At 39.6% G+C, this 13588-nt stretch carries 12 protein-coding genes; 2 read left to right on the forward strand and 10 right to left on the reverse strand.

Translation table 11 applies throughout. From position 1 onward, the window contains the following. The 3 genes from JKG64_RS04810 to JKG64_RS04820 all read right to left on the reverse strand — a co-directional run bounded on the left by JKG64_RS04810 (position 1) and on the right by JKG64_RS04820 (position 5470). On the reverse strand, positions 1-3489 hold the full coding sequence (locus tag JKG64_RS04810) for a SusC/RagA family TonB-linked outer membrane protein (protein ID WP_210353196.1): 3489 nt from the start codon (positions 3487-3489) through the stop codon (positions 1-3). 128 nt (positions 3490-3617) lie between these two features. Continuing rightward, on the reverse strand, positions 3618-4778 hold the full coding sequence (locus JKG64_RS04815) for a FecR family protein (protein WP_210353197.1): 1161 nt from the start codon (positions 4776-4778) through the stop codon (positions 3618-3620). Between the two features lie 113 nt (positions 4779-4891). Continuing rightward, positions 4892-5470, reverse strand: a complete 579-nt coding sequence (locus JKG64_RS04820; protein WP_210353198.1) for an RNA polymerase sigma-70 factor — start codon at positions 5468-5470, stop codon at positions 4892-4894. Between the two features lie 324 nt (positions 5471-5794). Here JKG64_RS04820 and JKG64_RS04825 point away from each other — a divergent pair, with 324 nt between their 5' ends. Next, on the forward strand, positions 5795-7258 hold the full coding sequence (locus tag JKG64_RS04825; protein ID WP_210353199.1) for an FAD-binding oxidoreductase: 1464 nt from the start codon (positions 5795-5797) through the stop codon (positions 7256-7258). 51 nt (positions 7259-7309) lie between these two features. Here JKG64_RS04825 and JKG64_RS04830 read toward each other — a convergent pair whose 3' ends face one another. The 3 genes from JKG64_RS04830 to JKG64_RS04840 all read right to left on the reverse strand — a co-directional run bounded on the left by JKG64_RS04830 (position 7310) and on the right by JKG64_RS04840 (position 9646). Next, positions 7310-7912, reverse strand: coding sequence for a hypothetical protein (locus JKG64_RS04830; protein WP_210353200.1), 603 nt, complete (start codon positions 7910-7912; stop codon positions 7310-7312). Positions 7913-8163: 251 nt separating this feature from the next. Beyond that, positions 8164-8799: a hypothetical protein gene (locus tag JKG64_RS04835; RefSeq protein WP_210353201.1), complete on the reverse strand. Its 636-nt coding sequence runs from the start codon at positions 8797-8799 to the stop codon at positions 8164-8166. Positions 8800-8938: 139 nt separating this feature from the next. Next, entirely contained in the window at positions 8939-9646 is a 708-nt protein-coding gene (locus JKG64_RS04840; protein ID WP_210353202.1) for an AAA family ATPase, read from the reverse strand. A gap of 155 nt (positions 9647-9801) precedes the next feature. Between JKG64_RS04840 and JKG64_RS04845 the strand changes: the two genes are divergently transcribed. After that, positions 9802-10179 (forward strand): hypothetical protein, encoded by a 378-nt coding sequence (locus JKG64_RS04845; protein ID WP_210353203.1) that lies wholly within the window; start codon positions 9802-9804, stop codon positions 10177-10179. Positions 10180-10202: 23 nt separating this feature from the next. Here JKG64_RS04845 and JKG64_RS04850 read toward each other — a convergent pair whose 3' ends face one another. The 4 genes from JKG64_RS04850 to JKG64_RS04865 form a co-directional block, all read right to left on the reverse strand. Continuing rightward, the gene (locus JKG64_RS04850; RefSeq protein WP_210353204.1) at positions 10203-10469 is read right to left on the reverse strand and encodes a hypothetical protein; all 267 of its coding nucleotides are present in this window, start codon (positions 10467-10469) and stop codon (positions 10203-10205) included. A gap of 126 nt (positions 10470-10595) precedes the next feature. Further along, positions 10596-11186: a hypothetical protein gene (locus JKG64_RS04855; RefSeq protein WP_210353205.1), complete on the reverse strand. Its 591-nt coding sequence runs from the start codon at positions 11184-11186 to the stop codon at positions 10596-10598. A gap of 10 nt (positions 11187-11196) precedes the next feature. Next, positions 11197-11700, reverse strand: coding sequence for an RNA polymerase sigma factor (locus JKG64_RS04860; RefSeq protein WP_210353206.1), 504 nt, complete (start codon positions 11698-11700; stop codon positions 11197-11199). A gap of 441 nt (positions 11701-12141) precedes the next feature. Further along, complete coding sequence (locus JKG64_RS04865) at positions 12142-13548, reverse strand: MFS transporter (protein WP_210353207.1); 1407 nt, start codon at positions 13546-13548, stop codon at positions 12142-12144. Positions 13549-13588: the final 40 nt, after the last annotated feature.

Here is a 13588-nt window from a genome sequence, read left to right on the forward strand (position 1 = left end):
TTAAAAACCTAGGTTAAGGCCTACGGTAAACACCCTTGGATTGGGGTAGTTATTATCCCCTACATTGCGACCGCTGCCGCTGTACTCTGTGATATATCCTGGATAGGCTGTAAAATAGTGTAAATTAAGACCGGAGGCATAGACTGTCAAAGTACCTAGACCGTACCTTTGAAGTATTTTTTCAGAAAACCCATAGGAGAGCTTGACTTCGCGTATCGCGAGATAGTTACCTTTGTATGCGTTGAGATTAGATGTTCTATACCAGTTCCACTGTCCCAAATTGCTACCATCTTGAACGTCAAATCTCGGTATTGAGGTGCGAGCGGCGTCTCCGGGAACCTTCCATGCATCGAGTACATCTACCGTCGGAACAATGTAACCATTCTCTCCATATGCATTTAACATACTGATCTGCCTATCATAAATGTGATGGCCCAAGGCAAAATCTGTCAGGATATAGAGTTCAATACCACGATAATTTAAGTTCGTATTCAGGCCTCCAGTGGTTGTAGGGATATGGTAGCCTAATACAAACTGATCATCAGCAGTAATGCGATTGTCGCCATTTCGATCTTGCCACTCATAATCTCCTGCAAACTTCTTGCCTACGGTAGATTTTCTGGTGACGGGATCCCATCCGCCGGCCCTATCATCGTAACGTGCAGCAGTAGCCTGATCGGCATTATCGATTAAGAAATCGGTACGGTACCCTACTATGCTGTACAGACGCTCTCCCTCAGCGATCCCGCCTACACCGCCACTACCGTCGGCAAAGCGTATTCCTCCGATCCGGTTTTTGTCGATTCCGTTACTAGGCAATGCTAATACCTTGTTGAGATTATAGCTGATATTGGCTCCTAACTGCCACTGAAAATCAGCCTTCCGAAGGAGCTTTACTGTAGCGGCGGCTTCGTAGCCATAAAATCTCACCTTGCCCACGTTGGACTCTATACTTCCGAACCCGCTGGTATTGGGCAGGGGCCTGCTAAACAGCAGGTTATTGGTATTCTTGCTATAGTAATCTAGTGTTAGATTAACTAAATCATCTTTTAGTAAGGAGATATCTAATCCAAGATCTATCTGCGCAGAATTCTCCCATCGTAAACTACGATTGGGCATGGATGATGGTGTCGCCGCAGCTCCGCCATCATATATATTGGCGATAGACCATAACCCTTGATAGTCGTATCGTCCGACTGCATTATTGCCGGTAAGACCGTAGCTAGTACGAATTTTAAGCTGGTTTATCCAGGTCTGTTTTTTTAAAAACTCTTCTTCGCTGATCAAGTATCCTGCCGAAACTCCCGGAAAATACCCCACCCTCCTGTCGTTTATAAATTTAGAAGAGGCATCGATCCGCAATGAGCCTGACAATAGGTACTTAGACTTAAAGCTATAAGATATGCGCCCGAAGGTACTATTGAGCCGCTCTCGCTCTCGTGTTGAACTGGCTCCTAGATATTCGGATGAAGCGTTAAGTGTAATGATATCGTCGCTACTGCCTCCCTGTGCCCGGGCATTGTAACCGTAAATATTGTAGCTCAAAGAGGAAGCTCCGATCAAAGCATTGACCTTATGTGATCCCCAATTCTTATTGTAGGTCAAAGTCCCTTCAAATTGATTGCTTTGGTCCAGATCTCCAAAATACTCGGCCGGGCGTTGCGAGTTGTACATATTGGCTTTTTGAAAGTACTCTCGATGCGAATAGGTCGGATTGTAATAACCATCGGCACGGGCGACCAACCCCTGAATTATATCCCACTCTATCCCTACCTTGCCCATAAACCGGAAAGTGTTGCTATTGTAGGTGATATTGTCGAGGATGTGTAAGGGATTGTTGAAATTGGCATCACGCCCGCCAGGTATGGTACCATCAGGCATGACGCTTCTTAAGGTGGGCGCCATATGTATACTCCTTGAGAAAATATTGGCCTGGTTGTGAATAGCATTAGAATAGCTTTTGGTAAAGCCTAAGTTCGTATGCATGCGTAGCCGGTCTGACAATTGATAAGACAAATTGGAACGTAGCGTAAAATTATCCCAATCACTCATCTTCACAAATCCTTCGTCCTTGGTATACCCAATGCTGGACATATATTTTAACTTTTCTGTACCTCCGGTAGCCGTAACGTGCACATTCATCGTATTGCCACCTTGGAATACGTTGTTCTCTACGTCGGTATCTTCGAAAACCAAGGTCTTGGTGGGATCTAAGGGATCCGGCATGGTCTTCCAACCGAGAGGCACTTCTTCTCCACTTTGCAGGTACCGCGTGCTAAAATTGCTCTTAGCGTCATTTCCTGTACCTGCAGGGTGGGCCAATGTCAACCATGACCTATAGCTACTCTGCTCAATAGCGGGCCGGACTATGCTCAAAAACTGTTCGGCATCTAATCTTTTTATTCGGCGACCTGCATTTTGGTAACCGTAATATACATTTCCAGTAACCTTTGTCTTCCCTGCCTTTCCTTTCTTCGTGGTTACCAAAATAATTCCGTTGGAAGCTCTAGCTCCATAGATTGCTGTAGATGCTGCATCTTTTAATACTTCGATAGACTCTACGTCCTGAGGAGGAACGGTCGCCAATGCGCCAGGCATGCCGTCTATCAAAACAAGAGGGCTGTTACTTTTATTGATCGAAGAGCCTCCTCGGATAGTTATCTCTGCCTGGGCTCCAGGGGCCCCCGAAGTACTGTGAACACGTAATCCTGTAGCTTTACCTTTTAGTCCCGCAGAAATCGTATTACTCACCACTTTTGTCAGCTCTTCTCCCTTGACCTGAGCGATCGCTGTAGTCAGTTCGCGCTTAGATTGTGTACCATAACCAATAACAACGACATCTTCAATCTCGGCTTGGAAGACTTCCAATATCATATCGATAGTATGCCGCTCGCCCACAACCTGTGTCTGCGTGTTATATCCTAAGAAGGAGAATGTGAGTATGTCATCCTTGGTTGCAGAAATGGTGTAGCGCCCATCGCTATCTGTTTTTGTTTCTAGCGCCTTCCCTTTTATAGAGACACTGGCTCCAGGTAGTAACTGGCCAGACATAGTTCTCACTTGCCCCGATACCATGCGCTGTTGAAGATTTACCGCAGTGATATCCGCATTAACAACTGTTGTGGGCCTCTCGATTCGCTGTATAATGATAGACTTCTTCAATATCTCGTATGAAAGATCTTGCGATGGTAAAAGAAGGGATAAACCTTCTCGTAAAGGCTTGTCTTTTAATGACACATCAATTGGGCCTGCTTCCGCAATTATCTCCGCATTACAGATCACAGTATAACCGGTCTGCTTTTTAATCTCACGAAATACGTGCAATAACGACATACTCTTGCCTTTAATAGTAAGCGTCTGTGCGGATACATCCGCTCTTGCTTGCGCGAGTAAGGCCAGAAGGAGCACAAGAACCATTTTCATAACAATCAGGTATTTAAAAAGTGGGCGTACGCGTGTATACCCCAATGATACGATGTAATTTTTCATTACCTTTGATTGGTTTTAGTTAGTTAAATAATATACGACTCTATTTTTCTAAGAACTTCAACCGCTGGTCGGGGAAGGTGCAAACTTTCCCGGCTTTTTGGAATTGATTGTAAGTTCTAGCTATGTACTTACTTCATAACCACAGTCCTCCTTCCTTGCATGCTATATGTGATACGTTTATCTGTTCTTTTGATAACCTCCATCACTGTATCGAAATCTTCATAGCGGGATACCGCTCCCCAAATCACAATATTCTTTATACGAGGGCTAAGTTCAATATCGATATCATACCAACGTTCCAAACGTCGTGCTATGCTCTCTAAACTCTCATTATTAAACATAAACTCGCCATTCTTCCAAGCTAAACATTCATCCATATCGACAGCTTCTACGGAGATTCCTGCGGAGGAAACTAAAGACTGCTGCCCTGGCCGTAATATTTCGGATCCTCGGCCCGCCGCTGTAGAAACTTTAACGCTTCCCTCGAGTAATGCAACCCTGGAGACACGTTCGTCTGTATAAGAATTGAGATTAAAATGGGTTCCCAGCACCTCTACCTGTTCTTTTTCAGTCTTTACAATAAAGGGCTTTTTCCTGTCAGATGCGACTTCGAAATAGCCTTCGCCCTCTAGGTAGACCTCACGTCGATCTCCAACGAAGGTAACTGGATAAACAAGCTTCGACTCGGCATTGAGCCATACTTTGGTTCCGTCGGACAATGTAATATGGTATTGCCCTCCTCTCGGAGTTCTCAATAGTAACTGGGTGCGAGCCACTAGATCTTGATTTACAATAGTGTGCCCCCCATCGTAACGAACCTCATTATCAATAATGATACCTTGATGTTCTGAACTAAGAAGAATCTCCTCGCCATTTGCCAGAGTCAAAATCGCTTTATTATTGCCCGCTGGAATAGCGCCACTAAACTGTTCAGTCTTATGATTAGAATCATTGATAAGTGGGTAAAGAATATACCCACCTATACCTAAACACACCATGATAGAAGCCACTATAGCATATCTGAACCAAGGCCTACTGTGTCTGATATCTCCTGCTCTGATATGTGTCAATATGTAATTCAGATTATCCTCTTCCCGTTTCGCAAAATCCGTATCGAATATGTATTCATACTCTAACAATAATTCACGAAGTCCTTCTTCGCTTTTAAGCTCATCGGTTGTCTTTTTCAAATCTGGATATTTAGCGAATAGGCGTCGCAGTTCCTCATTGTCCTCTGGAGACAGTAATCCATTGATATAGTCTTTTAATAACGGAATAAGATGGTTCATAGTTTTATAATCGCATTACATTAATAGAAACACGATACAGATAGAAATCTGACGAGAAAAAGTATATTTTTCACAAAAAGAATCTAAACAACTGTTAACCAGTATATTTTTTCTTAAAAAAAGGTATACAATAAAGCACTGAGTAATGCGGAGCTGTGCAATTTGAAATGAGCACGTAGAATCGCCAATGCACGTGAGCGATTGGCGTAAACGACATCGGCACTCACTCCCAACCGTTGACTTATCTCCTCAACAGTCAGCCCTTCTAAGAAACTCATGTGAAAGACTTCGCGCTGGCGCTCGGAGAGCTTTTCTACCTCTAGATAAATAGCGGCCATCAGGTCGGCATGAACCATTTTTGTATAAACATCTACATCTTGTGCTAGGTCAAATTCCGTATTTAGGATAGATTCTAAAGGGTCTTCAAGAACAGGTTTTCTAAGGTAATTGAGACAGGCATTTTTGGTGCAGATATAGAGAAAGGCCTTTAGTTTTTCTTCATTCCAGAACAAATGCCTATTCTTCCACATTTTGATAAATGAATCGGCAACAATTTCTTCGGCTGCTTCTCTAACCTTAACATACCGCGTAGCAAACAACAACAGCTTCCTATTATACAAACGATAGACAGCAACAAGGCTTTGTTCCTTATTCTTATGCAATCCATCAATCAAAAGAGAAGGGCTGTGCATTTGCTTTATAAATGGTTTTTTTAAAATATAGCGTTATCAAAATTTAAGGCTTCTGTCTCTAGAAGACAGGCTAAAGTAAACAACAATTCTTGGAAAAACAATTTTCACTCCTCAGAAACCGGCAAAATCAAACCACAAAGCGCTAGAAATAAAGAAGTACCAACGTAATGACAGGTTAGTTAAAACTCTCTGAATATCCCCTGCTCCAGGGGGTTCTTTACGTTGAACGTTGGCGCAAGTTCACTTACAAATCGAACTTTTCTGTGTCTTATCATGAAATAAACGGTACAATAAGGTATATTGTCCAATTGAAATTACAGTTCAATGAAAACAAAATACTTTTGGCTCATCGGGGCAGTCTGTTTGATATTTTTCATATCCATACCTACTTTTCACTTATTGACGACAAAGTGGAAGGAGAATAGAACGGAAGTCGAAATTGCGCAAGGATATACTAATGATGCCAGTCAGTTGAACCTGACAAAGATGGATACTATTATTACCATTCCAGCAGATAAAAACCTAATTGAAGCGCAGCTTAAAGATATCTTCAAATATGCTAGAGAGAAAGGTTTGAAAATATCGATTTCGGGAGCAAAACATAGCATGGGAGGCCACACCATATCTCCTGATGGTGTCTTATTGAATATGCTACCCTATAAGCATATGGAGCTTGATACCGTAAATAATATCTTATCAATAGGTTCTGGCGCTCTATGGGAGGATGCGCTGAAGTATCTCGATGGGTATGGTAAATCTATTGCGATAATGCAGGCTTTTAGCTCTTTCTCGATTGGAGGATCGATTAGTGTAAACGGCCATGGCTGGCAGAAGGATCTACCTCCTATTTCGAAAAGTATTCACTCGTTTTCTATTATGCTGGCTAATGGTAAGGTGTTAGATTGTAGCAGAAGCGAAAATCAGGAACTGTTCAAACTGGTATTAGGTGGATATGGCTTATTTGGTGTAATATTGGATGTAAAGCTCCATGTTGTCGACAATACAGCACTGACCTATAAGTATATCAGGCTGTCCCCTGCTAACTATGTAAGCTACTATAAGAAATATGTGTCTGACAATCCAAATGTAAATCTTGTATTTGGAAGGTTGCGGATCTCGGATAAGCACTTTTTAGAAGAGGCTACACTTAACTATTTTGAAGAAGTACAGACGGATATACCTACTCTCCAACAAACAAAAAGTACAGAAACCCAGCGGTTGGTATTTAGAGGTAGTGTCGGTAGTGAATATGGGAAGAGACTGCGATGGGACTTGGAAACGGGGAAAAATAAGATCTCTAAGAATGAGATTTACTCCAGAAATGAACTCTTAAATGATCATGTCTCGCTGATTGAAAACAAAGATACATCTTCTACGGATCTATTACAGGAGTACTTTATCCCCGAAAGACACTTCAATCATTTTATACAGGATATCAAACCGATCTTAAAAAAATCTACGATTGATCTGTTAAATATCACTATACGTGGGGTTCGTGAGGATAGGGATAGCTACCTTAACTACGCTAAAGAAGATGTATATGGATTTGTGATCCTATTCAATCAAAAGAAAACAAAAGAACAGGAAGAGGCAATGAGGGAACTAACTAATGAGCTTGTGGATGCAGCCCTGAAGAATGAAGGAACATTTTACCTGCCTTACAGGCTACATATCGACAGAGAAAAGATGCGTAAAGCGTATCCACAGGCGGACAGCTTTTTTGATCTGAAACTCAAGTATGATCCTAAAGCTGTATTTAGCAATAGATTTTACGAGCACTACAAGTAGGACGACTGGATGAACCAGCTGTATAGAAGATGGATAAAACAAAAAATGAGCTTAATATTGCTCTAAGTCCGAAAAGCTTAAGTCCTGGATTCTAGGGAACGAACTGACTCTTATAGGCTTTTTCGTCTTATTGAAGATCTCGTCGGATCCCAGTTCCTGCTGAAACTCGATTTTTGTTTTTTCGATTAAATCGATCTTCGTTTCGAAAGTGGTGTTTTTGCCGTTCCAGTATACACGTGAGATCTTGACTAGCTCAAAATTGTTCTGCTTAAGCCTAAATTCATAACAGCTTTTTCGGCCGTTAATATCTGTAAGCATCCTTAACTTACCTTCTTCAATAAAAAAGTCTGGGATTGTATTGCCATTGTGCTCACCATTCTTATAGGGTGGGTACTGGCTCTCTATTATCTTTGTAGAAGAGACAACGAGCTGAAGCTTACCATTCGGCTGTGAAAGAAATATCTGTACCCGCAATGGTCTGGTATCGTCCTCTACATCCATCTCTAAAACAATAACATCATCGCGTTTGTCATTATTCAGGTCTCCCACTTCTCTTTGCACTAGAGCCGTAAAATTGCCTTTAGGATCATTTTTTTGTGCGTATAAATTGGCTTTTGCCAAAAAAAGTAATAATGCAAAAAACAGTATTTTCATAGCAGTACAAAGTGAATATTATAACAAGGATTTTTGAGCCTTGCTGTAAAAATATAAAAACAATACAGCTTGTGTAACCTTTTTGTTAACATCATAAAAATGAACACTATCGGCATAGGTTTTGTCGTTATATCAGTATTCATAATTTAGGTTAATAATTGGTTAGTTAAAAATACCTGAAGCTCCCCGCTTTAGGTATTTTTTTATTATAGAGAGGCCGGCTCGAGTCTTCACCTTTCTGTTTTAATAGATCAATGCTCCTTTTCTTTACATATTTTCGAATAATACTTTTCCAGCATCTTTACGTTATTATTTCGCTCTTCTGATTTTTCGTCATTTTTATCTGTATATACTAACCATTTACGGTAGAGCTCGTGGAAAACCTCTGCTCCCATTTCGGTCAGATCATTATTCTCGAAATTGAGGTGTAGGATCCTGTCTTGCTTATCCAGTGGATTGAGTTTCAAAAGCTTGTTTTCATAACAAAACCGCAGAAAAGTGATGTGAAGATTATAAATCTTTACTATACTCTCAGGATAGGCACGATTCGCTTTAAACAAATAGGATATATCGGTAACGAATTGTGTATGGTAATATAAATCGTGATAGACATGTGCAATTGCTTTTTTCAGAAATTCTATGTCCTCAATATCCTCTATTAAAATCAATCTGTAATAGGCCCAGCCGAAAGGATTTTCTTCAACAGCTCCGTCAAGCATCTTTTTCAGGTTCTCTGTGGATAGCAGGTATAATCTATTCTCGTAGAGAACGCCTATTCTTTTTCCATTTTGAGTAACAATGTATTCTCCAAAAATAGGCTCAAGGGAAATATTGATGATGGTCCTACACAGTTGTTCAAACTGCTTTGCAAATTTCTTTGTTGTCATGGGGTATTCTATTGATTATTGACTACACTAATCTCGAGTGAACCTATTCTGTACAGATATTTTAAAATTTAAATTTTTCATCTTTTGTCGATCTGCTCTCTACCGTTTTGTAATAGACAATACAAAATCGTATATAAAACTATAATCCGAGTTCCTGCAACATACGCTCTCTGTTATTCATAAAGTATTTTGTTAATCGATATTGTTCGGTGTCTTCATACGAAATTAGCTGTATGCCTTCCATACTGACTTGAAATATATCAGCATCGGGGTAAGCCATTAAAATCGGTGAATGGGTCGCGATAACAAACTGCGAATTCTTCTCGACAAGCTGCTGGATACGAACCAACATGTTCATTTGGCTAACGATGGATAAGGCCGATTCGGGCTCATCAAAAATATACAATCCTTGTCCATAGAGCCGATGGTGTAAAAGGGAAAGAAAACTCTCTCCATGGGAACACTCATGAAGCGAGCCTCCGTAACTCTCTTGCGCCTGATAATCATCTACGGCGGTAGCAACATTATAGAAGCTCTCCGCACGTAGAAAAAAACCATCCCTATTACGATATCCAGTTCTAATCAGCTGAATATCCTCGAAAAGAGAGGAATGTGAATCTTTTGTACTGAAATTGAAATTTCGACTTCCCCCCTCTGGATTAAAACCAGCATTAACGGCAATCGCTTCAATTAAAGTAGATTTACCCACTCCATTTTCGCCTATGATAAACGTGACTTCTTTCCGAAGTTTTAAATCGGTCAGATTAGATATGGAGGGGATATTATAGGGGTAAGATGCTCGCCTTTCGGCAACACAATTATTTCTCACTTCACTAATGTAAATCATAATAGGCAATATAAGATATTCTAGTTTAAATTTCACGGAACAGTTATTGTATTATACGTAATAGGCTCTTTGCCTATATTCTCCATGCCTTAAACTATAGATTGGTATGCTGTTTGTAGTTCCCTGCTAATTTTTAAAATGCTAAATTTGCTCTCATGAGATTACTCGGTTATCTAATTGCCCTATCAAGTATACTTTTTTTCTCCTTTAACAGGCAACAACATCCTTTGCAGAAAGAATGGCAGTTGGTAGCCGAACGGATAACTCATTTTAACCAAGATCACACACCCTATGACGGGGTTAAGGATAGACTCGATTCTGTCGATAATATAAGGGTGCAATTTTTGTCAGATGGCTCTTTTAAATCTCCTGAGGGTGATGGAAGCTATACCTTTTCCAAGGATTCTATACATTTAAACATCAATGGTAAAACGGCTTCTTTTAGATATGAATTAATAGATTCGAAGTTAATGATGGAAAGCTATATCAAAAATCCTACATACCTGGTTAGATCAAGGCTTTACCTAGAATAGTAACCATCTCTAAAAGTTAATCCTTAATACTGCTCTGAATCGGAAAAGCTCAAATCTTGGATTTTAGGTAGTGAATGAATTGTTATCGCCTTCTTCCTTTTGTTAAATATTTCATCTGAACCTAATTCTTGCTGAAATTCTGTTTTTGTTTTCGCAATCAAGTCAATCGCTGTTTCGAAGGTTGTATTTTTTCCGTTCCAGTATACACCTAATATTTTGACCAGCTCAAAAGTATTTTGTATGCATCTAAATTCATAGCAGCTTTTTGGGTCATTGATATTTGTAAGCATTCTTAACTTACCCTCTTCAATGAAAAAATCCGGGATCGGATTACCATTATGCTCACCGTTCTTGTTAGGTGGATATTGGCTTTGAAAACAAATATGCTATTTTGGTCTTAATGAAGATGTCTACCACTACTCAAAATCGGCTATTTCTTCTTTTAATTTCCGTAATTGATCCTGTACAAGTCTATTACGGAATCTCGAAAATAAAATTCCTCCACCAGCAACTAATACGACAGAGATGATAAACTCGAGCCACGAGCCTGATAATAAACCACGGCTTGTACAAAAAGAGTAAATAGCAAGGGGTGGAATAATGATACAGAGATATAAAGTCGATATCTTCTTTACCCGCAGTTTATTCTTCTCATAAGTTAGAAATAACATTTTGTTTTCCTTAACTGGTTTAGACAAATCTATCTTGCTCAAAATTCTAAACAATTGAAATGTATCAAAATACTGAACTCCAACAACTAAGATAATAAAGAGCATAAAGGTAAGTCCTTGAAAAGAGATTATCGCTGCGTTGAAATATACAATCAGGAATGCAAGTAAGCCTACAGATATTACTATACGTATTCCGGACTCCCAACGAAGCAAGTTTATTCTCCTCTTGGGCTTATGGGTCATCATTTCGTGCAATATCTTTTTGTTGATCTTGGTATTTTCTTCAAGACGTTCAGTGAACATCTCCCATTTTTCTTCTAATTCTGACAAATTCATAATCAATATATTATTTACTTGCTAAATCTTTCAATTGTTGTTTAATACGACTTATCCGAGTACCGACATTGGACTGACTAATCCCCATGATAACTGCGATTTCGTCATGCTTGTGACGATCGAGATAAAGTAATATAATCGCTTTGTCAAAAGCACTTAACATATCTATAGACTCATAGAGTTTGCTATACATATCCTGCAAGGCGGGATCTTCTGAAACGATATGTTGATCCCAATTAGGACTATCGGTGCCGAACAAGACGAATGAATGACGTTTGTCATAACTCAGCTTACATAATGCGGTATTGAGTGCTACACGATAAATCCAGGTAGATATTGAGGATCTCCCTTCGAAAGTAGCGAAAGACTTCCATAATTGATAAGTCATTTCATCTAGTAGATCCTCGCGATCTTGTTTGGTCTTGGAATAAATGGCTGAGATTTTTAATAGTATCCCAAGATGCGCCTCCAAGATTTTGACAAATTCTTTTTGTTGTTCTATAATATCGAGCATTTAGTTGAAAAGCTTTAATTAATAATCGCAGTATACCCCAGTTAGTAGAAAAATAGACACAAAAATCACAATAACGTGAAAATATATTTACTTTATTTAAATCACATCAGAATAAACATCTCACCTTGATGTTATTATGACAATTAGGAAGACTAACGATATGAGTTCGGCTGTTACACTTCGTATTCATGATATGAACTAATTAACAATTGGTTCGTTAAATTCTCTAAAATTTACCGCATCAGGAATTTCAAGTATAAAACACTTGACTCGATATTTCACAGAACTTGCTCGCAATTAAAATTACTGCAAAACGCTGCTAGCTTCTAATATGGATTCTTAATGTATTCATATTAGAAGCTAGCGTGATGAAAACTGGAAAACAATGTACTTTTTCCTTCAGAAAAGTGTTTGTATTGTTAGTATCTGAATCACTTGTATTTACTTTCTTGACTGTATAGAAAACTGTCTAATTACCAAGACGATGACTAAACATAGCAAGCCTATTGAAGCCAGCATTGCGTAAAGATATGCCGCTGGAATATTATTCATGAAGTGCTTCGTAGAACCTTCTTGATGATAATACAGCCCTACAATAAAGGCAATACCTAAGCAAATGGCAATCTGCTGTATTGTAAGATATAATGCTGAACCGACTCCAATCAAGGATCTACTTAAATCGCGTAAAGCTAAAGTCATCAGAGAAGGTAAGACACTGCCGCAACCTAAACCGTAAAAAAAGAACAGAAAATGAATGTGTATAGGATCCGGTATAGTTTGGTTGAAAATCCAAAGATGCATTGCCAACCCTAAAATCATGATGAGGATTCCCGATAGGATTACTGCCCTTCCCCATTTATGAATAAGCCGGCCGACAACTATACTCGCCAAAACATAACCGATCCCCTGATACACGAAAGCAATTCCGGTACTACTAGAAGAGAAACCCTTTTGAGCCTGTAGATAGTTCGAATTGATGATAAAATAGGAATCCTGCACCATGTAGTAGGCCAATACAATAAATAACCCGACATTGAACACCTTGTTTCTGAATAATGAAAAGTTAAGCATGGCGCCCTCATTCTTCTGATCCAATCGATATTGCTTTTGGATGAAGCGGTATAATAATAGCAAGGCCAGGATCATCATTCCAATGATCCAAAGAGGCCAATGTAACTCAGGCCCGACGATAAGTGGATAAATCAAAAGTATCAATAGAGCAAATAGCTGAACCATAGAAACAGAATCCACCTTTTGGTCGCTCGCAGTTCTATCTTTCAGAATACAGATATAGGTCAGCGAAACTGCAAGTACGCCTATCGGAAGATTGATCAGAAAGATTAAGCGCCAGCTCTCTGCTATCCACTCCTGATCAGGAAGAATGCCCCCCAATAGCTGACCTAACACAGAAGCAACACCGGCTATACTCCCATAAATACCAAGTGCAATAGTGCGTTTCTCCGGTTGATCAAACTGTAAAGTAATCAGGGAAATTGCCTGCGGCACCATCAGCCCCGAACTGATCCCTTGAACTAATCGTCCCAAGAGTAGGAAATAAATATGATCGGATAGTCCACATAAGAGAGATGATAGTGTAAAACCAACCATTCCTAGAACATAGAGGTTCTTACGACCATAGACCTCTCCTGCTTTACCCGCATTAATCAACAGGCTCGCATAACCGATAATATATAGGATAATAATCCACTGTACCTCACTGTTGGATAAGTGTAATGCTTCTTGGATCCTAGGGAGGGATACATTGATAATGAATAGGTCCAGGACGAACAAAAATATACCGATAGAGAGAATGAAGGTCTGAAATATTTCCTTAACGCTTAGTTTCATTGCTAGTATTCTAGAGTTTAAAAAGGTAAATTTATCCGAA

This window comes from Sphingobacterium tabacisoli (assembly GCF_017908035.1).
GTDB classification, from domain to species: domain Bacteria; phylum Bacteroidota; class Bacteroidia; order Sphingobacteriales; family Sphingobacteriaceae; genus Sphingobacterium; species Sphingobacterium tabacisoli.